The 24925-nt window shown below is 61.3% G+C and carries 18 protein-coding genes and 6 pseudogenes; 9 read left to right on the top strand and 15 right to left on the bottom strand.

From position 1 onward, the window contains the following. Positions 1-149 (top strand): annotated as a pseudogene (locus NKI97_RS17630) (integrase); the annotation flags it as partial. 241 nt (positions 150-390) lie between these two features. On the opposite strand, the gene NKI97_RS17625 reads toward NKI97_RS17630, so the two are convergent. Next, the gene (locus NKI97_RS17625) at positions 391-2052 is read right to left on the bottom strand and encodes a tannase/feruloyl esterase family alpha/beta hydrolase (RefSeq protein WP_352493621.1); all 1662 of its coding nucleotides are present in this window, start codon (positions 2050-2052) and stop codon (positions 391-393) included. A gap of 190 nt (positions 2053-2242) precedes the next feature. Between NKI97_RS17625 and NKI97_RS17620 the strand changes: the two are divergent. After that, positions 2243-2561 (top strand): annotated as a pseudogene (locus NKI97_RS17620) (integrase); the annotation flags it as partial. A 195-nt stretch (positions 2562-2756) separates the two neighbouring features. Here NKI97_RS17620 and NKI97_RS17615 read toward each other — a convergent pair. The 3 genes and pseudogenes from NKI97_RS17615 to nadE all read right to left on the bottom strand — a co-directional run. Continuing rightward, positions 2757-2822, bottom strand: a pseudogene (locus NKI97_RS17615) (hypothetical protein); the annotation flags it as partial. Between the two features lie 661 nt (positions 2823-3483). Further along, the gene (locus NKI97_RS17610) at positions 3484-4566 is read right to left on the bottom strand and encodes a sensor histidine kinase (protein WP_352835558.1); all 1083 of its coding nucleotides are present in this window, start codon (positions 4564-4566) and stop codon (positions 3484-3486) included. Between the two features lie 404 nt (positions 4567-4970). Then, positions 4971-5302: pseudogene (gene nadE, locus NKI97_RS17605) on the bottom strand (NAD(+) synthase); the annotation flags it as partial. A 957-nt stretch (positions 5303-6259) separates the two neighbouring features. Between nadE and NKI97_RS17600 the strand changes: the two are divergent. Then, positions 6260-8326: a carbamoyltransferase family protein gene (locus NKI97_RS17600; RefSeq protein ID WP_352474134.1), complete on the top strand. Its 2067-nt coding sequence runs from the start codon at positions 6260-6262 to the stop codon at positions 8324-8326. A gap of 85 nt (positions 8327-8411) precedes the next feature. Here the strand turns inward: NKI97_RS17600 and NKI97_RS17595 are convergent, their stop codons facing one another. Beyond that, positions 8412-8588 carry a hypothetical protein gene (locus tag NKI97_RS17595; RefSeq protein WP_352457364.1) on the bottom strand — a complete coding sequence of 59 codons (177 nt, stop codon included), beginning with the start codon at positions 8586-8588 and terminating at the stop codon, positions 8412-8414. 320 nt (positions 8589-8908) lie between these two features. Here NKI97_RS17595 and NKI97_RS17590 point away from each other — a divergent pair, with 320 nt between their 5' ends. The 4 genes from NKI97_RS17590 to NKI97_RS17575 all read left to right on the top strand — a co-directional run bounded on the left by NKI97_RS17590 (position 8909) and on the right by NKI97_RS17575 (position 12051). Further along, the gene (locus NKI97_RS17590; protein ID WP_352835555.1) at positions 8909-10093 is read left to right on the top strand and encodes a glycosyltransferase family 9 protein; all 1185 of its coding nucleotides are present in this window, start codon (positions 8909-8911) and stop codon (positions 10091-10093) included. 538 nt (positions 10094-10631) lie between these two features. After that, positions 10632-10916 carry a type II toxin-antitoxin system TacA family antitoxin gene (locus NKI97_RS17585; RefSeq protein WP_352453587.1) on the top strand — a complete coding sequence of 95 codons (285 nt, stop codon included), beginning with the start codon at positions 10632-10634 and terminating at the stop codon, positions 10914-10916. After that, on the top strand, positions 10917-11426 hold the full coding sequence (locus tag NKI97_RS17580; protein ID WP_352835552.1) for a GNAT family N-acetyltransferase: 510 nt from the start codon (positions 10917-10919) through the stop codon (positions 11424-11426). A gap of 187 nt (positions 11427-11613) precedes the next feature. Beyond that, a complete protein-coding gene (locus tag NKI97_RS17575; protein ID WP_352835549.1) occupies positions 11614-12051 on the top strand; it encodes a hypothetical protein in 438 nt (145 codons plus the stop codon). Between the two features lie 626 nt (positions 12052-12677). Here the strand turns inward: NKI97_RS17575 and NKI97_RS17570 are convergent. Further along, complete coding sequence (locus tag NKI97_RS17570; RefSeq protein ID WP_352453596.1) at positions 12678-13073, bottom strand: FMN-binding negative transcriptional regulator; 396 nt, start codon at positions 13071-13073, stop codon at positions 12678-12680. 89 nt (positions 13074-13162) lie between these two features. Beyond that, a pseudogene (locus tag NKI97_RS17565) lies at positions 13163-14045 on the bottom strand (class I tRNA ligase family protein); the annotation flags it as partial. Positions 14046-14487: 442 nt separating this feature from the next. Here NKI97_RS17565 and NKI97_RS17560 point away from each other — a divergent pair. Together NKI97_RS17560 and NKI97_RS17555 are read left to right on the top strand one after the other, a co-directional pair. Continuing rightward, positions 14488-16134, top strand: a complete 1647-nt coding sequence (locus NKI97_RS17560; RefSeq protein ID WP_352517878.1) for an MFS transporter — start codon at positions 14488-14490, stop codon at positions 16132-16134. Positions 16135-17009: 875 nt separating this feature from the next. Then, positions 17010-17169, top strand: a pseudogene (locus NKI97_RS17555) (phage integrase N-terminal SAM-like domain-containing protein); the annotation flags it as partial. 194 nt (positions 17170-17363) lie between these two features. Here NKI97_RS17555 and NKI97_RS17550 read toward each other — a convergent pair. From NKI97_RS17550 to NKI97_RS17515, 8 genes are all read right to left on the bottom strand, one after another. Continuing rightward, positions 17364-17654: a DUF1403 family protein gene (locus tag NKI97_RS17550; protein WP_352835545.1), complete on the bottom strand. Its 291-nt coding sequence runs from the start codon at positions 17652-17654 to the stop codon at positions 17364-17366. A gap of 378 nt (positions 17655-18032) precedes the next feature. Next, positions 18033-20003: a relaxase/mobilization nuclease RlxS gene (gene rlxS, locus NKI97_RS17545; protein ID WP_352818458.1), complete on the bottom strand. Its 1971-nt coding sequence runs from the start codon at positions 20001-20003 to the stop codon at positions 18033-18035. Between the two features lie 184 nt (positions 20004-20187). Beyond that, on the bottom strand, positions 20188-20844 hold the full coding sequence (locus NKI97_RS17540; protein ID WP_502907111.1) for a lytic transglycosylase domain-containing protein: 657 nt from the start codon (positions 20842-20844) through the stop codon (positions 20188-20190). A gap of 17 nt (positions 20845-20861) precedes the next feature. Beyond that, the gene (gene lepB / locus NKI97_RS17535) at positions 20862-21410 is read right to left on the bottom strand and encodes a signal peptidase I (protein ID WP_352690179.1); all 549 of its coding nucleotides are present in this window, start codon (positions 21408-21410) and stop codon (positions 20862-20864) included. Further along, positions 21407-21676 (bottom strand): helix-turn-helix transcriptional regulator, encoded by a 270-nt coding sequence (locus tag NKI97_RS17530; protein WP_352818463.1) that lies wholly within the window; start codon positions 21674-21676, stop codon positions 21407-21409. The genes lepB and NKI97_RS17530 overlap by 4 nt, the downstream gene beginning before the upstream one ends. Before the next feature lie 150 nt (positions 21677-21826). Beyond that, complete coding sequence (locus tag NKI97_RS17525) at positions 21827-22150, bottom strand: DUF736 domain-containing protein (RefSeq protein WP_352835541.1); 324 nt, start codon at positions 22148-22150, stop codon at positions 21827-21829. Between the two features lie 545 nt (positions 22151-22695). After that, the gene (locus tag NKI97_RS17520) at positions 22696-24417 is read right to left on the bottom strand and encodes a ParB/RepB/Spo0J family partition protein (RefSeq protein WP_352835539.1); all 1722 of its coding nucleotides are present in this window, start codon (positions 24415-24417) and stop codon (positions 22696-22698) included. 77 nt (positions 24418-24494) lie between these two features. Next, entirely contained in the window at positions 24495-24914 is a 420-nt protein-coding gene (locus NKI97_RS17515) for a DUF2958 domain-containing protein (protein WP_352835536.1), read from the bottom strand. Positions 24915-24925: the final 11 nt, after the last annotated feature.

Here is a 24925-nt window from a genome sequence, read left to right as displayed (position 1 = left end):
CACTGCGCGCCGGCCTCGCCTCGTCGGCCGAGGTCGACGAACGCTATGTGCAAAAACAGCTCGGCCATGCCTCCGCGGAGATGACGCGAAATTATCAGCGCCGGCGCGATCGTTTCCGCGTAAATCTCACCAAGGCGTCCGGGCTCTGATGCCCCCGTTTTGTCCGCTGGGATGAGGCGGTCAGATCTCAGGCGATAACAATTACCTCATCGAGCACAGCGAGCGCTGTGTCCAGACTATCGGCGGCCGACGCTTCGTAGTCAGGCATGATCATCAACTGCGTTATGCACGGCCCACAAATTCCGGGTTTAGCTTTTCCAACCGATCCTTGGTCCGGGAGACCTGTTCCGGGAATGCGCGCAGATTGAAGCGAACAAATGACGAGGTCTCTTATCCCCGACACGAATAGCTCGCGATCTCATCGGGATTTCCCTTACCGCCATAGGCAGCTTGAGTGGGATAAGCGCAGATCGGCTGGTGCTTGCCGGGGAATGCCTTGCTGCCAGCCGCGAGAGAATCCGGAGCCTTGTCTTGGTTTATCCAGCCCTCGATGGCGGCCAAAGGATCAAAGTCGTCGAAGGCTTGGCCATCGCCGCAGTGGGTCATCCCCGGGATTATGAACATGCGCACGAAACGGCGAGTCGCTTCCAAATCGCCGCCGCTTGTGACCTCGACGACTTGCTTGTACCAGCGCACCAGATCGTTGGCTGAGAAGACCGGATCGGAAAGTCCCTGAAACAAGAGCAGCTTTCCACCGTGGGCAGCGAAGCTGGCGAGATACGTGCCGGTCGCATCATTGAGCTTGGCCGTATCCGCAACGCGTGCCGGATCCTTGTCGAAGTCGAACTTCAGGGGGTCAAAATTCGGCGCCGGGGGCGTCATGAAGTAGTATTGAAGCGAGCGGGCTCCCAGAACGATGTTATTTGCATCCGACTGGGAAGTGGGGGAATTGCCCAGCTTCCACATTCTCCAGTCCGCGCCCGCAACGCCCGTATCATATGGCCAATCGCTGTAAAGCTTTTCGCCATCGGAGCTTTCCGGACCCGCGAACGCGCGGCTCATGGCCTGCACTTGACCAGCCGTGAGGCAGCTGTCCGTCTTATCGCCTTGGCAGGACAGGACCTTTGGGTCGAACCGGCACTGCTGCCAGGCGTTGATGACGCCATCCTCAATGCCATCGCGGGCATCACAGGCAGCGAGAACCGCCTTGGCGACGATGTTCAGATCCTGCTGGGAGAAGGCGCGGGACAGAATGGGATGGCCGGCCTCATCCTTGGGAGCGATGCTCATGTACTGGCGAGTATCCCAGGCTTCGGCAATGTTGGCGGCACTGAGACGAAAACCCGGGCTACCTGCAACAATGCCGTCGAACTCGAGCGGATATCGCTGAGCCGCTATCAACGCCTCACGACCGCCATTCGAGCATCCCATGAACACCGACTTTTTCGGAGCCGCCCCATAGAACTTTGCAATCACCTGCTTCGAGACCGAAGTGACTTTGCCAATGGAGGCGTACGCAAAATCAATGCGTGCGGCTTGATCGACCCCGAAAGCCGGATCGGGGCTTGGGTGCCCGCCATCCATGCTTACAACAGCGTAGCCGCGCAAGAGCCCGGGAGCCGCGGTCGAGTTCCGGCAAGGAATGGTCCCGACGGCCGGCGCCAGGAAGCCATCAACTGCGCCGCCGCCCTGGAAAAGGAACATGTCGTTCCAGGTCGTCGGAAGACGCACCTCAAACCGGGTGCCATATGATTGACCATCGACCCCCTGGCGTTTCCCGATAACACCTCGGACAAGGCAGTGCCCGCCCACTTTTACCGCCTGAGGCGAGGCGCCGGTGAATGCAGTGAAGGGATCTGCGGGGATCTCCTGCGGCTTTTGAAGGCTAGCCTCGGTAAAGATCACGCTTGGAATTTTGAGCTTGGCGATGGACCGGCACGCCTGATCCGACGCGTTTGCCGCCAGTGCAGGCGCACATACACATATAATCGCCAACATCAGTGCCAGCGTGCACCCGCGGTCCCGCAGCTTGAGCCCGTTAGCCAAGAACATACCCATCCTCCCTGGATGCGCCCGATAGCCCGAAAGCTGATCGCATTGGTAGCTAGTTGTGAGCTTTCAGTAGCTTGTCCATCCGGTCCGAACCGGGAAAGCTGAGATTGTCGAAGCTTCAGTGACTCCAGGGGGACCGGATGAACATCCATAAGAATACCGGTCTGACGCCGCTCGGTCGAGAGCGGATTTTTGCGCCTGGGCGCGCCGGCAGCACCTCGGAGGTGTTGCCGCCTGATCCGCAGACCGTCGGCCTCTACATCACGGCCTGTGCATCCAGAAAGGTTACAGGAGACAAGAAACCAAACTCTGTGGCGACGATCGAGCGCCGTCTCTCCTCCCTGGCGTGGAATTATACGCAGCGTGGCGAGCCGCTCGATCGAAAGGACCGCCATATCGCCACCGTGCCCGCCGGCATCCGTAACAGCCACGCAAAACCGTCTGTGCAGAATGAGGCCATACTTCCCGAAGACCTGATCGCCATGCTGGAGACGGTGCTCCGCAAGACCCATCAGGTCGCCCCAGGCCAGAGCAACCGGCTCGTCCCCGGGGAGGACGAAACGGTCGACCACTCCGCTTGTTCGACTTGTGTTCGGGCGACTTATCCCGGCTTCTATGCATCGCGCTTCGGCGCGGCGAGCTTTGTCCAACGCGCCAAGCCTTTGAACCGAATCGCTGTAGACGGAAGTCGCGGCGAGCTTCGCGTTGTTGATCGGAGCATCGAACCAGGCGTCGTATCCGCGGTATCCACCCCATCGTCTGTCGCGCAATCTGTTGGCGAGCGCGTCCTCAGCCGTTCGATCGCGGCCGTCTTTGCCGCAAACTATTATATGGCGGCCGCCGATGCCATTCGGGCGCGTAATATCTCAGGGGTTGAAGGATCGTCGATCAGTTTTCCGATGTCTTGGCGGGCCGCGATGATCTGCACATGACCCTACAAAGATTGCGCGTAGTAGGAAATACTGGTGCAACTGGTCACCCCAGGCGTCAGGATAATCGTAGAACCAATCGAACGAATGCACGCATCGCGGTTTGCCTACAGCACTGCTCTCCTGTCCCGATAGCGCAAATTCGCGGTTACCTCCGGCCACGAACAGTCGGACCAATTTTATTTGTAGGTTAGACCTTCGTCCTCGGCAAGATTGGCCAAGCGATGACTCGCTGCTGAATTGCCGGCCCGCGCGTGATGAGCGCGAAGGCGTCAGGTGCCCCCGCCGTCAAGACTCAAGCCGCAACGTAATCAGGCGGGAGTGCCTTCCGCTAGGTGGGGATGGACTGGCCGCCGAAGTCAGAAGCAGCAAGCCTGGAGCATAATGGAAGACCTCGACCATGTGAAACAGGCCGTGAAGGGCGACCTAGCCTATTTGCAGCCACCTGCTCAAAGCCGCGACATGAAGCCAGCCGCCAGCCTGCTAGTTCGACAGCAACCGTTCAGCTTGCTGCCGCCGACCGCTTGAAAACGATGGTCACCTTCGTCCCTTTGTTGGCGCTGGACTCGACGGCTAGCTGCGCCTTGGCGTTCTCGGTCAGCGATCGCGCGATCAGCGCTCCGAGCTTGCCTGGTTTGGGCCACACCTCGCCTTCCGGCAGGCCGATTCCGTCGTCCGCCACCATAACCCGGCAGCCGTCGCCATCGACGACGCTGTGCAGTGTTATCGTGCCGCCATCGCGGCCCCGGAACGCATGCTTTAGTGAATTGGTCAGCAATTCGTTTACGACCAGCCCGGCCGGCATGGCGACGTTTATTGACACGGGATATGTATCCACCTTCATATCCAGCCGGATCCCCTCGACTGCATGCGAGCTCATCACCGCGGACGCGATCTGGCTGAGATAGACGCCAAGATCGACCTCCTCCTTCGGCTCGTCGGCCGTTAGCGTCTGGTAGAGGATCGCCAGAGCGTCGACGCGACCGGCGAGCCGCTCAAACCGTCTCCGGTCGGCCTCGGTCGCGTTGCGGCTTTCCAGCCGGATCAGCGCGGTGATCATCTGCAGGTTGTTCTTCACCCGGTGCTGCAGTTCGCGCAGCAGCGTGTCTTTCTCGCTGACACGCTCCTCGGCCGAGCGCTGATCTCCCGCCTCGCCGTGAGCCGATACGTCGACCAGGGCCACCAGTCGGAAGCAAACCTTACCGTTGTCGTCTTCGATCACGTTGGAATAAACGTCGACGATCGCGGGTTTGTCCTCGCCGCGCTCCAGCCTGAAGGTGCCGACCAAATCGGTTCCCTCGACCACCGCCTCGGCTAGCGGCCTGTCCTTTTGCTGATGGAGGCCCGTGCCTAAAAGGGCCGCCCAGTTTTCTTGGGTGAGCCTGGCGGCCATCAGGCCTGAGAGTTTCTCGAATTCCGGATTGGCGTAGACCACGCGCTCTTCACCGGCAAGGTCCGAAACGGCTATGGCGATCGGCACCTGGTCGAGGAATTTCTTGAACTGTTCGCTTTCCAGTGCGGTTGCAAGGTCAGGTGTATCAAGTAACTGCTCGACCGCCTCAGCCTTCTCTGAATCCGATGTCATTTGCGCGCCTGTTCTGTGCGGATGATATCAACAATGCGGCGAGCCCGCCATCGCCAAAACTGGAGCTGCATCTCACGTTTCGCATCACGCATCTGACAACCAGCTCTGCATAGCGTAACGGCCGCACGTCTAGCATTGCGACCGGCCGAAGGAGAGCGGCAAGGATCGGCTACAATCCAGGTGCCTGGAATGTCGAAGCGACCGGTCAAGTGGGTACGCTGCGGAAGATCGATAGAGCAGGCATTCAGGGAGAATGAGTTCGCGTGCCGGCCTCGGCGATACGTGCCGACACTGTCAACCTCATGACCGCATGCGGGCTGAAAGACCAGCGCTTCGCTCCAGCGGTAATTCAGGCCGCTAGCTGCCTAACTGCGGCAAGCCCATCGATCGTGTATGTTGAGACGCTATTGCCGATGCCTAAATATCGAACCCGTCATGGCAATCGTTGTGACGGGAAGCGCTCGCTTATGGGCTGTGCTGGAATGCGCATGAAGTATACGCCTGTGCGCCGCTTCGTTGATCTCTTGGCCTTCGAGGAAGTCGTCAATCTCATCGTATGTGAGACCGGGACGAGGTTCTCCAGGTCGGCGGTCGGGATCTTTTCAACAAGATCAGACGGAGCGCCCAGACACACTGCCAAGGCGCGAACTCTGCGCTTGCTCAGCCCGGAAAAAGGAAGAATGTCTGCGGCACCATCGCCGAACTTGGTGAAGAAGCCCATCAAGGCCTCGGCTGCTTCGAAGCGACTTCTGAAAAAGAAGTGTGGGTTTGCTCTCATACCCTTTGCTGAAAAATGTTGTCATAGAGCGCATGGAATGCCACGCGCTTCGAATCGGAGTAGCCATCCGGGAAGCCTGAAGCCCCTTTGAAGCGCATGTCCGGCAGCTATTCATAGCGTGGATGACTTTGATCGAAACAAACGATTTCATAACTCTTCGGAAATCTTGCATGGACAAAAGCACGTCCGCACCGGTCACCCATCCAAAGGAGAAAATCTTCCATGCGCCCTGACGTGCAGTGGAGGTCGTGCCGAGAAGTGAGTTGCAACTGGCCGATCATGTCGGCGGTTCGACGCTAGTCGTCCCCAATGTTCCTGAGCTGCGAAGTCTTGCAGGCGAGCCAGCTGCCCAGCGCGATTCTGCTTGTGGCGGGCTTTTTGCCGCAGGCAGTCCGCTCGTTTGGGCAGCGGATTGGAGACCGGGCTTCCAGTCGGTGCCATGTTTGGCCGACGAATGACGCGATGCGGCCTCCTGCACAAGCGAAGGCGTTATCGGATGTGCGACCGGGAAGCAGGCGGACAGTGCAGCACATGTCAGTCGCCTGTGCGACGGTCTTTCGGGGAATGAAATCGGGCCAGTTCACGGCGCGGCATTATTCGTCAACAGCCGCCCCTTCGCAAGGATACAGGCAGCCCGCGTCACAAGTTCGTGCTGCAGATGAAAACGGCATCGCCGGCATGCAAGTCAGCAGCCGCTCAAGATTCGATGATCCAGCCAAGCTCTCGGCGTCATGGAATGGCAGGCGCCACGATCGAAGCATCTCATGTTGATTCAGGCGGACCCTTATGAGGCGTTCTTTGATGCCGGTGATGCCTGACAGGCGGTTGCAGCTGCAAGCGACAACGCGGCCTATTTAGTTGGAAACGGTCTGAGGCAGGCCAATTTGGCTTGCCCGTCACTATGTGGAGAAAGAAATGCTGTGTCTAGGAATTAGCGGCGGACTTGACCAAGTCCATGAAAACCGATTCGAGCTTCGGAACGCCTTTATGCACGATGGCGCCGCGGTGCTCGTCCGAGACGGACGGGTGATAGCAGCCGTCGAAGAGGAACGCCTCAATCGGATGAAACACTCCAACAAGCTCCCAATTCGTTCGATTCAATACTGTCTGTCAGCGGCGGGGGTTCAGCTCAACGACATTGATCGTGTCGCGCTCTACGCCAGCGAGCCCTATGCCAACGCCATGCTTGAAGGTATGTCCGCATCCCACCCGGACATTCTCTCCATTCCGTTGGATGCTAAAACGTTGGTGCAGGATCTGTTAACGCGTGAGTTCGGCACTAAGTTGGACAGTTCGCGTATTTCATTCGTAAGTCATCATCAGGCGCACGCCGTGAGCGCCTTTGCAATGTCGGGCTTCGAACAAAGTCTCATTCTAGCGATTGATGGCTCTGGTGATTTCCTATCGGGCCTCTTGGCGGTAGGGTCTGGCACAGAAATTACGCAACTCGAGGCTTTCCCCGAGAACAATTCTCTTGGGCTGTTTTATCTCGAGACGATCCGCTATCTCGGCTACGGCTTGTTCGACGAGTATAAGGTAATGGGACTCGCGCCCTACGGCGACCCCGCTCCCTATCGCGAGCTCTTCGAGCAGTTCTACGAGCTCTCCGCCAACGGCGGTGGCTACCGTGTTCACCTCGACCGCATCGGTCCGGCGTTGCTCCGCAATATCGAGGTCAGGCGAAAGGGAATGCCCTTCACCCAGCAGCATCGAGATGTGAGTGCGTCACTGCAGGAAGCGCTTGAGCGGATCGTGTTCCACATTCTCCGGCATCACCGTGAGGCCACCGGCATGAAGCGGTTGTGCCTGGCGGGGGGGGTGGCCCACAACTGCACGATGAACGGTAAGCTGCTGTATTCAGGGCTTTTCGAAGACATTTTCGTGCAACCCGCGTCTCACGACGCTGGCTGCGCATTGGGAGCTGCGCTGATAGTCTCTAACGAGATGGGCCGCCCCGCGCCGTGTGAGCGACTGCAGGGGGTCTATTGGGGTCCTGATCTCGGGAGCGAGCGCGCCGTGCAACAGGAACTGAATGCATGGGCCGGACATCTCGAGGTTGAACGCTCTGATGACGTGGCAAGCAGTGCAGCCGACTGGATCGCCAACGGCGCCGTGATCGGCTGGGTGCAGGGTCGTTCGGAGTTTGGGCCACGTGCGCTGGGCAACCGCAGCATTCTTGCCGACCCTCGGCCCGCCGCAAACAAGGACCGGATCAATGCGATGGTCAAGAAGCGCGAAGGCTATCGGCCCTTCGCGCCATCTGTGCTGGAGGAGGATGCGAGCGAATTTTTCGACCTCCCGGACGGTAGGCACGAATTTCCATTCATGAATTTCGTCGTTCGCGTGCGTGACTCAAAGCGCGCCTTGCTCGGTGCCATCACGCACGTCGACGGTACCGCTCGCCTGCAAACAGTATCGCGCAACGCCAATCCCGCGTACTGGGAGGTCATCAATGCGTTCAAGAAGCGCACAGGCACTCCAATTCTGCTCAATACGTCCTTTAACAACAATGCCGAACCGATCGTGGATTCGGTTGCAGACGCGATTGCCACCTTTCTGACGACAGAGCTGGATGGACTTGTGGTCGGGCCCTTCCTGGTAAAAAAGCGGGCTGCAACGCTGCAGGATTGGACTGCGCTTGCGGTTTCGTTGCCGCCCTATGTGTCCCTCCATCAAACCCGCGCTTACAAAGCGCCAGATCGTCGGGAGACTCACTGCGAGATCAGCACGACCCACTTCAGCAGTGACAGTGTACGAATTTCACACGACTTGTTTAATCTGCTGATGCGGATTGAGGGCGAAGCCGTGTTGGGAGATCTCCTCAATACAATTGCGCCGGATCAGGCTAAGCGTGAAGCTCTGATGGAGGGCCTGCGACGGCTGTGGGAGCAGCGCCTCGTTCGATTGCATCCCTCACAAGCTGCTCGCATGGATCAAGACTGCGATCAAACGCTGGACCAGCATAACAGGCTCTCAGCGTGATAGAGGTGCCGCTATCCAAGCTCGGCGAATAATGGTGTTCATCGATGCCGCCTGCCACCTCACCGCTGGCAGGCAGTCGACTTCATCACAGGGTTGATTCGTCCACTTCACCTTGGACGACCGGACGCGCAGAAAAAAGCGGCTGCGGCGGGTCCTTGCTAGCGACCGTGATGCGGGACCACAGCGACAGGGCGTGCCCGAGACGGTCAATGCGGCCGGCGGTGTCGTCGCCGGCGGCGACGGTCGCATTCAGGATCAGCATCGACCAAAGAGCGAGGCCACTGCCGTTATGCTCCGAGATCTGGGGACGGCGGCTTGGCGATCACCGTCTACTCGGCGTTGCCGAACTCACTGCATGCGAGACCGTGACGAAGCCCTTCACATTGCGGGTCGGGACATAGCTGGCTTTCTTGGCGCGCTACCATCGCTAGAGATGCAGACTTCGCCCAACAGCTCCTGCTGGAGCGCGGCTTGGATCTGATGGCAGAATTCTTGCGGAGACGCGGACAAAGTGGGGAGCACTCCAACCTACACACGCGTCACTGGGCTATCAGTGTTGACCGTATAATTTTCGGAATGGCAATGGCATATTTTACAAAGCACGACGGCAATCAAATTATATACCGCAGCTGGGAAGAGCCGGAACAGTCAAGCGCAAGGATGAGAATTTTGGTCCTCAAGCTTGATCATGTCGGCGACTTTTGGATGTCTCTAGGGCCTCTAAAGGACCTTCGTCAGCGTTTTGCGCATGCCCACATTACGCTGGTGGTGGGAAGCTGGAACATCGCTACTGCAAAACAGTTCGACCTCGCCGACGATCACGTTGCTTTTGACTTTTTTCCTCGCAACCCAGAAGTCAAAACGCGCAAAGAAGCCGCGGACATAAGGCCGCTGCTGACCGGCGAGTTTGATCTTGCCATTGATATGCGTGTTCCGGAAGAAACAAGGCCGATCTTGCTTGAAGTTCCCGCCAGGCACCGTGCGGCGATAGTTGATCCGTACAGCATGCATCAGATCGATATTGCGATAGCGCCATTCAATCTGAAACTGCGCAGAACCATTTTCTACAAGCTGGTCCAAAAAATAGGGCTTGCTAACAAAATCCCCCGTAGATGGCTTGATTGGTTCATTGACCGTAAGCAGGTGCGTCTCCAGCATGTGTCAGAAATCCTCCTCTTTCTGGTCGCAAAGGCAGCTGCCTATTTCGAAAGCGGAGCGGGTCACCCACAGAATTCGACTACAGGCAATGCCCCGATTGTCGTGGCTCCGTTCTCCAATTCCAGCCTGCGAGATTGGCCGATTGAAAGTTTTGGCAAAGTTGTCGCTGCTCTTTCGACCCGTGGTGAGGTGGTCCTCGTTGGCCGTGGCGAATGCCTGGAAGCGCTTGAGGAGGTTGCGAAGATAGCTAGGGAACGTGGGGCCGCGAACATTCGGACGGCTGTCGACTTGTCAGAATTGGAATTCAATTGTCTCGTGAATTCGGCCGCCCTCGTCGTTTCGAACAATTCAGGCACCGGCCATGTCGCTGCCCAGCTTGGCCGCCCTACTATCGGCATTTTCACGGCGTCACATCTACCGGAGATTTGGGGGTTTCGAGGTCCCTTGGTCAGCATGCTTATGAGTGTTATTGAATGTCGCGGATGTGGTCTGGACCAAGTGCGGCATTGTCCGGTCAAAGTCCGATGCAAGTTCGACATCACGCCGGATCTCGTGATTGCCGAGGTAAACGCCTTGATGAATCATTGTAAGGGTACGGCACAAACTTAGTGGCTCGCGGTCACCACAACCGCGATTGCCCAGCCCTTGTCGCTGATTCAATCGCTACAATCATCTAAAGGCCGAAATTCAGAATCGAATCGACTTGTTCGAAGGACCGCAGTGGCGATGTCACATTGGCCGACAGGTGGCATAGAGCGGCGCCTGAGAATGAAAGTGCCGCCGCCCAGGCTTCATAGCCGTTCCTCCTTTGTGGCGTGACGGCCCGAAAGTCGCCATCGCGTCAGATGTTCATCAGCTTCGGGATAGCCGGGGCTCGTCCGGCGACAGTCATGGCAGCGACTTCGCTTCTGGACCCGCTCATCCGGCCGCCAAAAACAAATGCGCTTTCTAAGCCGTAATTGATCCGCCGGAGCTGACCAAAGCCACCTTGCTCTGGGTTGCGGCAATGGCGACTGGGGCGAGAAGCCGAGAAGAACCGATGCGGCGAGAAATCCTGAGACCATCCGCCACGAGACGTCGCCAGGGAACGTAGTATTGCGTTCCGCGTTACACTAACGTATATACGTCCGCAGCACAGGAGCGCGCCATGGCCACCACACCCACCAGGAAGGAAGCACCCGTCTCGATGCGGTTTCGCGACGATGATCTCACCATCATCGACCGCGGCGCGGAGCTGCTCGGCCTGTCGCGCACGGAGTTCATGCGGCGCGCCGCGCTGCACGAGGCGCAGGCGGCCATCCTCAACGAAACCGTCATCCGCGTGTCCCCGGAAGCCTATGACGCCTTCATGCAGGCGATCTCAGCCCCGGCCGCTGCGCCCCCGGCGAAGGCGGCCGAGCGGCTGCGTCGGTCCCCGCCCTGGGACCGCTAGGTGGCGCTTTCAGGCATCGAACTCCTCGACCACGCACACCGCCTCGACAGCTTCGATTGCGGCAAGCCGGCGCTCAATGCTTGGCTGGCCGGCTTCGCGCGAACGAACCAGGCCCGCGGGTTTACCCGCGTCCTGGTCGTTCACGACGAGGGAACAGTCGTCGGGTATTACGGCCTCGCGCCGGGCGTGATCCAGCCAAATAGCGCACCGCGCGCCATCCGCACCGGACGCCCGCCCGATCCGATCCCCTGCCTGCTGATCGGACAACTCGCCATCGACCACCGCTATGCCGGACAAGGCGTCGGTAGCGGCTTGGTCAAGGACGCGCTGTATCGCTGCGTCGCCGGCGCCGACATCGTCGGCGGCCGCGCGGTGGTGGTGCGGGCGATCGACGCCGAGGCAGAGCGCTACTGGCAGAGCTGGGGCTTCATTCCCGCGCGGGACAATCCGTCGGTGCTCATGCGCTCGATCCAGGACGTGAGCCTCTGGCTGGCCGACAAAGGCCACTAGCTCCGCGCGCGTAGCGCCTCCGGAAGCGGCAGGTCTGCGCGCCGGCCTGCCGCCGACCGGGCTCTAGTTGCGGCGTCCCGCCGCTCCCCGAGCCGGCTTCGCCGTCTCGGCGTTCGGGTGACCCCTCACGCAGGGCCAGAGGGAGACGGCGGTCAGAGCGAGGGAGCCCTGGAGAGAAGGGAAAGTCATGATGTCGATGATATTCATAGGGGGTTCACGCGAGATATTTGAGCTGACGGAACCTGCCATCGCTCGGATCCGCCCAATCGTTGTTGCCGTGCACGGCGTGCTGATTGGCGACGCGTCTGGAGCCGATGCCGAGGCGCAGGGCCTGCTCGCGGGCTACGGCTACAAACATGTCGGGGTCTTCCATGCGGCCAAGGAACCCCGCAATGATCTGGGCGACTGGGCTGCCTACCGGGTCCCGTCTCCTAAAGGTGCTAGAGGATACTGGATCTACGCCGCCAAAGACCGGGAGATGGCGCGCGCCGATTTTGGGATGATAGTCTGGGACGGCGCATCACCCGGCACGGCCGTCAACGTGCTTCGGCTCGCCATGGCGAACAAGCCGAGGTCATCTACGATCTGGCCAGGGGCAGCATGGCGACTACGCACCATGTCGTAGACTGGTGCGCCATTGCTCCGCGATGCCGGTCCAGACATTCGGCGCGCCAAGCCGAAGCCCGCATGACGCGAGGCGAGCGCCTGGCGTTGCCGGGATGATGTACGCGCGGTCCCGGCGGGTCCAACGCGATAGGCTTGATCCGGCCCCGCGCCCCCAACTCCACTTGTATGAACGGCCGGGGCCGGCCCTTTTCGAAACCGGCTCACCGCCGCGTGGCATTGTGCAGGATGATTGTCTTGACCCGTCTCGCATCTGAAGCGGGTGCAAGCCTGCCGCACATGCCGCTGCTTGGTCATGCGAGGCATCGCTACCGTGGGGCGTGGCGTTCGCCGATCTCCAAACCGCTGTGCCGCCATACCGAACACGCAAGGCGGTTTAACCGCCAGGCTGCTGTTCAAGGTATTAACGACGCAGGCGGCATGACCGGAGAGACTGGCGGGGTAAGCAGCTTCCATCGATCCGGCGGCATTGCGGATGTGGCTGGCGATGGCGGCCTGAGTTCTTGTCCATCTGCCGCATAGCGGGTGGTCAGATGCTGGTCGCGTTTCCGGCGAGCCGAAGCATTTGTCTCTCAAGGTCACCCGTTGGAAATCCAGCACCAGCGGCTTGTCGGGACAAGATAGTTGCTATTGGGATTTGGCCGCCGCAACCGCGAGCATCGCTTCTCCCATCCCATTGACGCCTCGGGCATTCAGCATTTCACCAGCGTTCTGAATGTCGCGCACCTCTTTGTTCTGGCTGAGTTTTGATTTACCAACCAGGCTGGTGATCTCGATTTCCAGGGCGACGATCGCCTTCACCATCGTGTCAATGAAGTCCTTCGGCGCGTCGCCCATCTTCCACGGGGCAGGCTGCGAGGCTTCATGCATGTGAGTGAGCTTCGCCACGTTACGGCGCACATAGCGCTCATCATCCCGGACAGTGATGCGTCCGTGGGCGTGGACGACGAGATAGTTCCACGTCGGCGCCTGGTTATGGAATTCATGCTTGCTTGGACCAGTTCGGCGAGATGTAAGCGTCAGACCGTCGAGCTCGTCCCGGACCGCATGGCGCTACGGCGCCACCTCCAGCCCGGCGAGACAGTCGTCATTGTCCGTGAGGGTGACCGCCCCTCTATGGTGAGAATATTGATCGCCGGCAACTTATGGCGCCTGCCGACCTCAAATTCGTTGAAGTCGTGCGCCGGCGTGATCTTGACCGCGCGGCTGCCTTTCTCCGGATCAGAATACTCGTCCGCCACCACCGCGATCCTGCGGCCGACGATCGGCAGAGGATGAGGTTCTTGCCGACAAGATGCCGGAAACGCTCGTCGTCGGGATGCACCGCCGACCGCCATATCGCCCAGCATCGTCTCCGGGCGGGTCGTCGCCACGGTGATGAAGGTTTTAGGATTTTCCGGATCCAAAACCTCGCCCTCGACGGGGTAGCGGAAATGCCAGAGATTGCCGTTGACCTCCTGCTGTTCGACCTCAAGGTCGGACTCGCGGTCAAGAGCTTCGGGTCCCAGTTGACAAGCGCTTGTCCTTGTAGATCAGGCCTTTCCTTGTAGAGCGTGACGAACACTTCGAGCACCGCCCTGGACAGGCCCTCGTCCATGGTGAAACGTTCTCGGCTCCAGTCGGCCGAGGCCCCAGCCGCTTCAACTGGTTGAAGATCGCGCCGCCGGATTCGGCTTTCCACTCCCAGACTTTCTCAATGAACTCGTCGCGCGTCAGGTCACGGCGGTGGATCTGCTTCTCCATAAGCTGGCGCTCGACCACCATCTGCGTGGCGATGCCGGCGTGATCCATGCCGGGCTGCCACAGCACGTTCTTGCCGCGCATGCGCTCGAAGCGCACCAGAATGTCCTGCAGCGTGTTGTTGAGCGCATGGCCCATGTGCAGCGAGCCAGTGACGTTCGGTGGCGGGATGACGATGGTGAAGGCTTCCGCGCCCTCCTCGGCGCCTGCGCCGACACGAAACGTCTTTTGAAGCGTATTATGTTTTTTGTGCATAGACCAACGAGTTGAACGGCGGCCCCATAAATCGCCGATGTGATAGGTCGGGCGAAGGCGTCCACCAGCTCGTACTTGTCAAGACGATGCCACCCTTGATCTTGCACCCGCCTCCGATACCAGCGATGCGCTGCGTCGTACGCTCATGCCTGTCAGGATGGGATGGGCGCTGCTAGCACCGTGGCAGTTTGACAACCCGGCCATCGGGGCGGTAGCACCGTCCAAGGCCAAGAGTCGCAGGGCAGACCGCACCCCATCGGGCTGCGCGACCCAGACCAGCTGACGCCCAACTGGCACACTCATCGCGCATCAGCACCGTGGATGCGACATCTACTTTGTTGCGAGCGCGATATCGGAACTTGGTTGTGACGCAGCTGTGCGTAAGCGCACCGCTGTCAGCGAGAGAGTGAGTGAAAGAACTACGTGGTGGAGGTGAGAAGTCATGCGGCGTCAAGATTCCCCGCCCTTTGCGGCAAACACACTGATCCCTCTTCAGAATCCGGTCTTTCGTTCGATCTGGACAGCCACGCAGATATCCAGCCTTGGCTGGCTGGTGCAGAGCGTGGCTATAAGCTGGCTTATGGCAACGATTTCAGCCTCCGATCTGATGGTTGCGCTCGTGCAGGCTGCATCGACACTGCCCGCCTTCTTCTTGTCGATCCTTGCTGGAGCGATTGCAGACAGCTTCAGCCGCCGCGGCGTGATGCTTGCCGGACATTGCCTGATCGCACTGGCATCCACGGCGCTGGCTCTCTCTGTTGGACTGGGCTTTGTCAGTCCATGGCTGATCTTGGGACTGAGTTTCTTGGCGGGATGCGGCTTTGCCTTGAATGATCCAGCCTGGCACGCCTCGGTCGGCGACATCCTGGAAAAGCGCGACATACCCGCTGCAGTGACGCTGATGTCGGTGGGGTACAACGTGGTTCGGAGTATAGGACCGGCGCTGGGCGGTGTAATTTTGGCTTTGCTGGGCCCCCTTACGGCTTTCGCCTTCGCTGCGCTGACCGACCTGGTCCCGTTGAGCGCTGTGCTGCGCTCCAAGTGGCAAGTTCGCTCTTCGCCTCTTCCGCGCGAGCGGATGACGACGGCCATTCATGATGGCATGCGCTTCACGGCAATCTCCTCGGAGATCAGAGTGGCGATCGTGCGCGCAACCCTGTTCGGGCTGTCAAGCATCTCGATCCTTGCTCTGCTCCCCCTCGTGGTTCGCGACCAACTGGCGGGGGGGCCAATTGTTTACGGCGTCCTGTTAGCCGGCTTCGGCACAGGCGCCTTCATCGCGGGCATTGGCAATAGCTACTTCAGACGCATCACGTCCCAAAATCGATTGATCACGCTCGCATCCGTTGCTTGCGCAACGTGTTGCCTTTTACTGGCTCTCACATCATCGGTGGCTGTAGCAGCGATCGCGCTTGCAATCGCTGGCGCAGGCTGGGTTGTCACCTGGACCGGAACCGACGTGTGTGTGCAGTTGGCAAGCCCAAGGTGGGTCGTTGGTCGCACCCTGTCGATCTATTACGCCCTGACCTACGGCGGCATGGCAGCGGGCAGCTGGATCTGGGGTGCTGTCGCGCAGTACTATTCCCTGACGTGGGCTTTGGAAGGTGCTGCAGCGGCGCTGTTGCTGGTTGCAGCTGTGGGAAAGCTATTGCCGGTACGGCTATGGGAGGAATCGGATCAAGGGGCCTTCGACTTCAGGCCACCAGAACTGGCCCTCGATTTGAAGCCCAGGAGCGGCCCGATCGTGATCAAGGTGGAGTACTCGATACCCGAGGAGAATATCGAGGAGTTTCTGAGCTGCATGCGCGAAAGGCGGCGCGTTCAGAGCCGTGCCGGTGCGCGGGACTGGACCCTCCAGCGCGATCTTCAGAACTCGACTCTTTGGACCGAGACATTCCGCACGCCGACATGGACGGACTATCTTCGTCTAAACCATCGGCTAACGGTGACTGACAGGGAGGTAGGCGAGCGCCTTGCCGCTCTGCAGGTCGGTGATTCTCCTCCTCGTCTCTCACTTTCGATCGAGCGGTCGACAAGCCCCGCCCCCGGCAGCCAAGTCCAGCCCGTGCCCTTTGTATCGCGCCCGTAAGGAAACCAGTAACTTTTCTGGGTTCGGACACGGGAATGGCCGAGACCTACTCCTTCTTTCGTCGGGTCTGCCCGGATTGCCATACGTTGCAGCCGGTTAGGCGAGCATGAGGATTTGTGTGGCACGTATGTCCACCACGGGCCCATGTCCAGCCCCACCGCTGCCATCAGATCGGCTTGGGCACGGGTTCAGGTCGCCTGTCCCCCGGCATCGTGGCGAGCAGCGCGAGCAAGGGGGCGGAGGGGTCTCCCCGGTCTGCACGGAGCGAAGCGGGCAGACGGAGGAATCCGCCAGCGGCGACTTGCAGGGAGAGGGCCGCGCGCCTCTTTCCCTCCCTCACAAAACGTGCCGCCAAGCACGTTCACGTCGGCGCAGCCGTGCCGCAGAGCCGGCCGCAACAAAGAAGGCCCGCAAGGCGGAAGCATCGAAATGTCCGCCAGCGGGACCAATTCAGTTCGGTGCTGGAGAAAGCGGTTCAACAGGGCGGCCATGGGAGCGCCAGCATAGCGCCGCTGTCAGGCGCGATGCGGACCGACAGCCCCGGCGAAGGGCGCTGATTCATCGACCGAAATTGGATCGGGTCATAATCCATGAATTTTTCACGATGCTTCAGCACGCGCGTGGATTTGTGCATTTAACTGCAGCGTCCAGGTGGTCCGGTGGAAGCGCACCCGGGGCATCTTGGAACTTATTTGATGCAGCCATCCAGGACTGCTGCATTGCCACAGCAATGGTCACAACCTGCTAGGGTCCGGACCCATAAAGGGATTGAACGAAGCCGCTGACGCGTCATTTGGTGCGTGGGTTTGCGGATGACGCTTCTGTTTTGAAGGATTGCGGCTGTTGAAGCGCAATCTTGAGAACAGGAGTTTGAGATGGCCGAGTTGAGCCCTCTTCGCCGACGCATGATCGAGGACATGACGATCCGCAATCTGTCGCCGGCCACCCAGCGATCCTACGTGCACGCGGTGGCCAAGTTTTCGCGATATTTCGACCGCCTCGCCGGACCGGCGCGGCCTGGAGGACGTTCGCGCCCGGCCTCGACTCCAGATGCCGCAATGACCGTCGCGGCCCGGCGCGATTGATCGGGTCTCATGCCCAAAGCTGCCTCGGTGCCCAGTAGCGGCACCGCATGGCCCCACCCAGGCGCTGCGCCAGTAAAGCGTCGGCGAGCCAGCATCCGACGGTGCGTTCGAAGCGATCTCATTCGGCGGCCATGATCGCGCACGTCAACATGCCGCAGCCGAAAGCTGCCGAAGCTCGTCTGGCCAGGTCGCTGACCGCCTCGTCGTCGCGGGCGACGACCGAAATCTTCCCCACCGCAGCGAGGTTTCTCCCGTTAGAAGATCCTCAGCGGGATGGGCTGCCAGTTCACGCCCGGCCAACAGCATCCGGCCCGCAGGGCCGACCTCGTCTCCCGGTCGTGTGAGCAGAAGAACATCGCGAAGTGCGGCTTCATCCTCGAGGCCGCGAGCCTGCTTCGCCGTACCACGGCCGCCGAAAGCCCTAGGCGCTGTCACCAGGCGCCAGCCCACCTCTCTAGCTGGCGGACCATCTCATCGAGCGCGCCGATGGCCGCACCGTCAGTGATTGCAATGTCCTCAATGCGCCGCAACTGTTTGGGTCGGGGGCAGCCCTGCGCAACTAGGCCGGCACCGCCGTCGTCGGCGCGGCTTCCGTGGCACCGGGAAGAGTGCCGTGGTGGCGCAGGAGGGTTTTGGCTCAGAACCATGGAACACGATGAATCATCGCGGCGCTTTTTTGTAGAGCGAACGATAAGTCTTGCACGACCAGCCATTTATCCCTCGCGAGATCAAATGCCGCGGGCAATTAGCAGGCGAACTCCGTCCGGACTGAGTACCTGTTTCAACGCGGGCAAAAGAAGTTGTGTAGCCATGTCACGAAATGCTTGGTCCGCTTCTCTGCCGGCCGATGGTCCATGAAATCCCCTCTGCACGCACGACGCCGGAAACCTCCTTGCCGATATGATGCTCAAGCACCGGCCGCCATGGCACCAGCGTGAACTCGCGCGATTTCTCGATGACAGCGTATTTTCCGCCGGCGAGCTCGACGGAGCGGCGGAGCGTGCCTTCTATTCGATCTCCACTCTGGGCTTCAGAATAGGGCAGACCGAGTTCGTTCGACAACTGGCCGGCCACGCGGTTCAACTCGCGTTGGCGCAGCATCGAAAGCATGTTGGCGCGATAGACGATCCGGTCCTGCTCTTCCCGAGCAAGACCTTGCGCAATCAGCCACTGCCGTCGGCGGCCTTGCGCCTCTCGGACATCGCGGCCGAAACCAGAGCTGTGCAAGGCCTCCGGTATGTCGGAAACCAGCTCTCGATCGAGCCAGGTGGCGCCGTCGAAGCTGACTTGTTGTTCCAGCGGCGTCGATGAGAGCTTGTCAACCGTGACAGGCTCGGCCCCGGCCCGCTGACGCTCGTAGTCAGACACACGGTCGAGATGATCCGGTGCGACGATCCAGGTGCCGTCCGGCTCGCGCTCGACACGACCGGTCGCCCGGCGGATCGCCTCCAGTCGCCGCACGTGCGTTTCGGCAAAGCGTTCGGTGGCCGACGGGTCATGCTTGAGATGGATATCGATGCTGTAGCGCCCGTCATGGGCCGTGGCGATCTCGGCAATTGTGCGGTCGACTTGCCTTGGCCCGGTGTCCCTCGGCGTGACCCGCACTATGCAGCCCTCTGGCGTCGGTTGGGTGGCCTCGCCTTTGCCGATATCAACATAGTGGCTTTTGCCGTCCACGCCGTCGACGACGAGGTAATGGCGGTCAGTGATTTCGTCGGCCAGGCCGCGCGCAACGATGCGGCCGACGACAGGCTGCATCTGCTCTGCAGATCGATCATGGACAACATAGTCGGCGGCACTGCGGGCGAGCCCCTTGCCGGTCAGTTCGCGGTGCATGGTCTTGATGATGTCGCCCCGCTCGCCTGTGCGGCGCAGCGTCGCTTCAAGCTCGCCATCAAGGCGCCAGCGGCCCGAGCCGACTTCCTCAGCCAGACCCATCCGCTCGAGCTTGCGCAGGCGGCCCTGGTGCAGCGTCTGGCGAAACGTGTTTCGGCGGGCCGGTGAGACATGCCCCTCATCGTCGCGCATGCGGAGCAGCTGCCGATCGATGCTGGTGAAGCGTTCCCGCTCCATTTCCTGGCGCAGGCGTTGCTCGATCTCGCGGTCCGTTCTCGGGCCAAGGTCGAGGCTGACCAGCTCGGCCGCCCGTTCACGGATGCCAGACGAGATGTAGTCTCGCGCGATGACAAGATTTTCGCCGCGGTCATCCTTGCCGCGGACGATAATATGGGTATGCGGATGACCAGTGTTGAAATGATCGACAGCGACCCAGTCGAGCTTTGTGCCGAGGTCTTCTTGCATCTGCGCCATGAGGCGCCGCGTGAGCGGCTTGACGTCGTCATACTCGATGCCGTCTTCAGGTGCGACGATGAAGCGGAACTGATGCCGGTCGCCATCGGCACGATCGATGAAGGCCTTGCCATCAACGCGGTCGCTGTCGGCGCTATAGAGCTCGCCAGGCTCGCCTTCGCGGGTGACGCCGTCGCGCTGGAGGTAGCGAAGGTGTGCACGTGCCCCGTCAACACCCTTGCCGGCCAGCTTGACGATACGCGCCTTGACGACGGTGCGCCGCTGCCGAAACGCCGCGTGGGGGTCGCGCGCTCTGAGAACGGCGGCAGCAGCCCCGCCGCGCCCCGCCCGGCTTCCGATGAAGCGGCCACGGCGACCGCTGCCGCCGCCGGCTCGGTTGATCGCGGCGCGGATCTGGCCGGCGAAACGCTTGCCTGCCTTCGAGCCGCGCGATCCGATTTTGCCCAGGCTCGGCTTGAACTCTTCATCCTGCATTGAGCCTCCTAGCAATCTTGAGCAGAATCAAAGCTTTGTCGGCAGAAGCTCTCCTGACGCTGAAGGCAGCCTCCATGAAAAACGATGTGCAGACAAAGACTTCGCCGCCTCCAGGAGGCGATGCCTTTATCTTGCCTTCCCGGACCTGCCTCCCTGCCCCGCCCGACCCACGGTACCCCTGCCCTCACCTGCGATCCGGCCGGCCTGGCCTTGCTCGCTCCGATCCGAGCGGCACCACAATTTGGCCATTCGGATCGGTCGCGGAAACACCGTTTCGCAGGAAAAACAGCGACTGCCCGGACGGGATTTCCGGCGCTTTTCCGGAACGGGATTTGCCGGTGAACGCGTCCATGTCGGCGGCCGCGATCCCCGCCGCCTTGAGCTCTTCCAGATACGAAACCGTCTCGCTGGGCAGCGGTCGCCCACGCTGCAAATGCTGTTCGTAGCGGTCCGGCCCAGCGTTATAGGCGGCAAACAGGCCGGGAAAGCCGAAGCGGTCATACATGGCGCGCAGATAGGCAGTGCCTGCCAGAATGTTATCGCGAGGGTCGTGCGGATCGGCTCCCAGGCCAAGCTCTGCGCGCATCTCCTCGTAGGTGCCGGGCATCACCTGCATGAGGCCAATGGCGCCGGCGTGTGAGGCGATCGGCCGTCCGTCCAGCATTGTCTGCCCCCGGCTTTCGGCATCCATGACGGCATAAATCCAGGGCTGTGGAATGCTGAAACGCCGGCTTGCTTCGGCTATCAAGTGCTGCCATCGTTGGAGCTGCGGACCACGGGAGATGGCGGCCGGCTGAGCGTCGGTCGCGGCGGAACAGGCGCATGGCGCTATCGCGATCATGCCGAGCATCAGGAGGGTTACTCGGTCCATAGCGGCACGAGCCTCCCGGCAATATTTTCGGCCGGCACCGGCCCGAAATAGCGGCTGTCGAAGGAGCGGTTTCTATCGTTGCCGAGCAGGAAAAACTCGTCGGCGGCGAGCTTGCGGCAGGCATTCCACCAAGATAGCGGACGGTGCTGCGTGTCGGTTGCCAGCCGGCGCGCGACGATCTCGCCGCCGATGATGATGGCGTCGCCGAAGGCGCAGACATGCTCGCCAGGCAGCGCGGCAAGGCGCTTGACCAGCGGCACATTGCTGGGCAGATAGAAGCGTTCGGCGGCGAGATCGGCGACTGGTTTTGGCGGGCGGACGAGCACCAGATCGCCACGAGCCGGTGATCCGGACGCAAGGCGATAGAGGCCGACCGGCGCACTGGCCGAGGCGTTCCAGACCAGCCAGGGCGATGGGTTGTCGAAAGCGGCGAAGCCGATCAGGCCGAGGCCTATTGTGGCCACGGCGATCGTCTTGCGCGCCCGAATGCGCCGCAGATGGCTGCCGATCAGACGGATGGTGGGACGCCGGCTCATGAGCGGCCTCCCTCACCGGCCGAGCCGGAATCGTGGCCGCCATCCTCGGACCGGGTCTCCTGCGCGCGTCCCTTCGACCAGTCGTCGAGCTCGTCGATGTGATAGCGGACGTAGCGGCCGTGCTTACGGAATTGCGGGCCACCGCCCTTGAGCCGCATCTTCTCCAGCGTGCGCTGGGATAGCCCGATATAGAAGGCGGCCTGCGCGGTGTTGAGAAACGGACTGCCCTTCTTCGCGCGGGCCGCGCGTTCGTTTTCGTCGTCCATGATGGTCCTCGTTTCGCTACGGACAAGCGAAGGCGAGGATCGGCGAGCGAGATCGTTTCGGGGACGGGCGAAGAGTGGGGGGCGAGTTTTCGCCGCCCCCTCCCGAAAGAGCCCCGCGCCGGTTGCGGCGCGGGGCTCGAGGCTGGCGGTTCAGTCGACCGGGTTCCAGATGATGGCGTATGTGTCGTCGTCATCCTGGCCGGCGGCGCGGCCGAGATTGGCGTAGAGCTTGCGCGGGCCGAACTCCGGGGCGGCAATCGACAGGCTCACATAGTCCTTGCCGGAGGTCTCGCCGGTGCGGATCCAGCCGGCCCCTACTTCGACCCCTTGCGTCAGCACCCGAAAGTCGGGATGGGTGTCGGCGCTCTTTGCCTGATTGGGCACGATGTCGATGTCGGCGCGGACGCTGAGCGTCTTGAGCTGGCCCTTGTAGCCGCCGTTTTGCTGTTTGGTGACGTATCCGATCGCGGTCATTTTTAGTCTCCTTTTGGTGCTCGCCGGGGACCATTCCCCTGCGATGGCGGACCGTGATGGGCGCGTCCGGACCGCCGGAACCGGGACGGCCGCAGCGATAGCGGAGGACCCGAGCGGACAGCTTTTTTGAAGCGAAGCGGCGCGAGGAAGCCGCCGCAGGCGGCGGGGAAAAAAGCTGCTGGCGAGGGTTTCGGGCGGGCCGGATCCGCCCATAGGTCGTCAAGCCAGCCGCAGGGGAATGGTCCCTGAGACACATGGAGACAGGTGACGCGATCGGCGGCACAACTAACACGCGGCGATGCAGGGCGCCGGCTGCGCGGGCTCTGTCGCCAACCGGATCGGACAATTGGCCCCATGCGCCTGGCGGCTCAGCAAGCGACCCGGCGTGGTGCAGGGCTGCCGAAATCGGGGCGAGTTGGCGTTGGGATTTCTCGCGCGCGGCATTGGCTCGACAAGACGACCAATCGGCAGCCGGCGCGGCCCGGAGCGGCGCGCGCGACCTGAGCGGCGGTAATCGAGAGAACCGCCGCTCGGGCCCTGATCGACTATTCGCGGACGAACAGCGGCTGCACTTGTGACCACTGATCGGCGGTGCGGAAGCCGCCGCGGCTGGTGTAGCTTTCGGCCGGGAATTTCATCCAGCGCGGCAGCCAGGTCTCGACCTTCTGGCGGCCATTCTCGCCCGCCAGGAAGTCGCGGATTATCTTCTTTTGCGTCTTGACCTTCTCGGCGACATTGCCGTCCGCGACCAGCTTGCCGCCGATCTCGGCCAGCATCGAATTGGCGATTTCCTTATCGCGCAAGAGGTCGAAGAAGGCATCGTCCGGTTGCCACCATGTGCCCATTTCGACGTTCAGATGGTTGCCGAGCGCCTCGATGACGGCGCTGCCGGCTGCAAGCGTCTCGGCCATGACAAGGGTGAGAACGCGCATGACATCGTCGTCGCACAGCGCCAAGAGGCGCGCGAACACGCCGGCAATAGTAAAGGCGTCGCCATTGCCGCCGGCGACCACGCCATCCTCATCCGGTGATCCGAGCAGGGCCAATACCTCGCGCCGCTTTTTGCCGAATGCGGCTTCAGCCTTGCAGCCGGCAAGGCTGGCAGTCACCGTCTCGTTGGCTGCGCGCTGCGGCTCGGGGCGCACCTGCCACAGGCCGGAACCGGTGATGGCGTGCGCCACCACGAGGCGCAGCGCCACGGCGGGATGGTCGAGCATGGCCGCACGCACGGCAGCATGGCGATGCAGATCGACATAGTTCTGCATCGGGCCGGTGAGTTCGGGGCGCGGCGGCTTGGCGGCTGTTTCTTCTTGCTCACCGCCCTCGCGGGCGCGGCGGACTTGCTTGTGTGACAGCCAGCCCTCGTGACACTCGACCTCGCCGCGATACGTGACCGCGATGAAGACCTTGCCGCCCTTCTTCTTCGGGGTCTTCTCGTGGTCCCATGCGTGGAAATACTGGCCCGGCTCCAGCAGCACCACCTCGCTCCAGCCGTCGTTAAGATAGGTGTCGCGTCTGGCGGCAATCGCTTCGTTCTGCTTTTGCCAGAACAGGTCGGCATCGGCGAAATAGCTGTCCTCGCCGAACAGGTCCGAGGTGATCAGGCCGGGATATTCGTCGATGGCAAACAGCGCCACCTTGGTGGCAATCGACTGGCCGCCGAACAGCCATTGCTTCAATTGAAAGCCACGCGGCGCGTATTGATCGGGATCGGCACAGAGTGCCAGCCAGTCCTTCTGCTGCGCCTTGGACGCCATGGTGAGATGGCGCACCGTCTCGACGTCGATCTCCTCGCGGCGATAGGCTTCGCGGATTTTGGGCAAGAGGTCGCCAAGCGCCAGAATGCGTTTGACCTTCAGGTCAGTGATGCCGAAGGTCGCAGCGATGTCTGGAACGGTGCGGCCTTGCCTGACGAGCCGCGAAAACGTCTCCCATTGCGAGACTTCGTCAGGATCGAGGCGGGCGAGGTTTTCGATCAGCGAGGCTTCCAGCGCATCGGCGTCGTCATCGTCCTCCATGATGGCGCAGGGCAAGGGATCGCCTTCGCCGCGCTCGTCGGCAAGCGATTTTGCGGCGAAATAGCGCCGCCTGCCGGCGACGATCTCGAAGGTTTCCGGCTGGCCGTTGGGCCGCACAAGGAGAGGCACCAGCACGCCGCGCGCACGCACGGATGGCAGGATGTCGGATATGTCGGGCGCGCGTTTTCCATGGCGCATGTTGAGCGCGGAAATGTTGAGCTGATCCAAGGGGATGTGGGCAAGCTGCATGGTTACTCTCCTTCGCTTTGGTTAAGGTTGTCCCCGCCGCAGAGGCCGACGGCCGGCGCGCGGGACGGTTTTTGCGCCTATCGGCGCTGCTGTTCCGCCGTGTCGGACGGAAGCTCGGAATGGGGCTTTGAAAGGGCGTCTGCTGCCTGCCGCAGAAGTCGCTCGGCCTCGGTGATGTGGCCGCAAATGCGGGCGGCTTCGGCATAGGCGGAGAGCGGATAGCGCGCCTGGAAATGCAGGTCGCGCTCGATGCCGAGGCCAAGCGGACCTTTTGCGGATGCAAGCTCGGCCAGACTGACGCTGCCGAGTTCGGGGAAGCCGAAGCCGAGATCGCAAAGACCGAACAGCGTGTCGCCATCGGCGTCGAGTTCGCTCAGAAGCCACGTCGCGGCACCTGTCGGATCGAACAGTTTCACAACGGGAAAATGGTCGATGTCGGCGTCGGCGGCGCTATTGGCGAGCAGTCGTGCGCGCAGTGGATCGGTGATCAGGATCATGGAAAGACTCC

The organism is Mesorhizobium sp. M0296 (assembly GCF_040321675.1).
Lineage (GTDB): Bacteria > Pseudomonadota > Alphaproteobacteria > Rhizobiales > Rhizobiaceae > Mesorhizobium.
Note: the sequence above shows the minus strand (reverse complement) of the source record. Positions and strands in the feature narration are given on the sequence as shown.

Excerpts from the sequence above, each read along its gene's own strand:
- NKI97_RS17625 (WP_352493621.1), bottom strand. The coding sequence starts at position 2,052 with ATGTTCTTGGCTAACGGGCTCAAGCTGCGGGACCGCGGGTGCACGCTG.
- NKI97_RS17610 (WP_352835558.1), bottom strand. The coding sequence starts at position 4,566 with ATGACATCGGATTCAGAGAAGGCTGAGGCGGTCGAGCAGTTACTTGAT.
- NKI97_RS17600 (WP_352474134.1), top strand. The coding sequence starts at position 6,260 with ATGCTGTGTCTAGGAATTAGCGGCGGACTTGACCAAGTCCATGAAAAC.
- NKI97_RS17595 (WP_352457364.1), bottom strand. The coding sequence starts at position 8,588 with ATGCTGATCCTGAATGCGACCGTCGCCGCCGGCGACGACACCGCCGGC.
- NKI97_RS17590 (WP_352835555.1), top strand. The coding sequence starts at position 8,909 with ATGGCATATTTTACAAAGCACGACGGCAATCAAATTATATACCGCAGC.
- NKI97_RS17585 (WP_352453587.1), top strand. The coding sequence starts at position 10,632 with ATGGCCACCACACCCACCAGGAAGGAAGCACCCGTCTCGATGCGGTTT.
- NKI97_RS17575 (WP_352835549.1), top strand. The coding sequence starts at position 11,614 with ATGATGTCGATGATATTCATAGGGGGTTCACGCGAGATATTTGAGCTG.
- NKI97_RS17560 (WP_352517878.1), top strand. The coding sequence starts at position 14,488 with ATGCGGCGTCAAGATTCCCCGCCCTTTGCGGCAAACACACTGATCCCT.
- rlxS (WP_352818458.1), bottom strand. The coding sequence starts at position 20,003 with ATGCAGGATGAAGAGTTCAAGCCGAGCCTGGGCAAAATCGGATCGCGC.
- NKI97_RS17540 (WP_502907111.1), bottom strand. The coding sequence starts at position 20,844 with ATGATCGCGATAGCGCCATGCGCCTGTTCCGCCGCGACCGACGCTCAG.
- lepB (WP_352690179.1), bottom strand. The coding sequence starts at position 21,410 with ATGAGCCGGCGTCCCACCATCCGTCTGATCGGCAGCCATCTGCGGCGC.
- NKI97_RS17530 (WP_352818463.1), bottom strand. The coding sequence starts at position 21,676 with ATGGACGACGAAAACGAACGCGCGGCCCGCGCGAAGAAGGGCAGTCCG.
- NKI97_RS17525 (WP_352835541.1), bottom strand. The coding sequence starts at position 22,150 with ATGACCGCGATCGGATACGTCACCAAACAGCAAAACGGCGGCTACAAG.
- NKI97_RS17520 (WP_352835539.1), bottom strand. The coding sequence starts at position 24,417 with ATGCAGCTTGCCCACATCCCCTTGGATCAGCTCAACATTTCCGCGCTC.
- NKI97_RS17515 (WP_352835536.1), bottom strand. The coding sequence starts at position 24,914 with ATGATCCTGATCACCGATCCACTGCGCGCACGACTGCTCGCCAATAGC.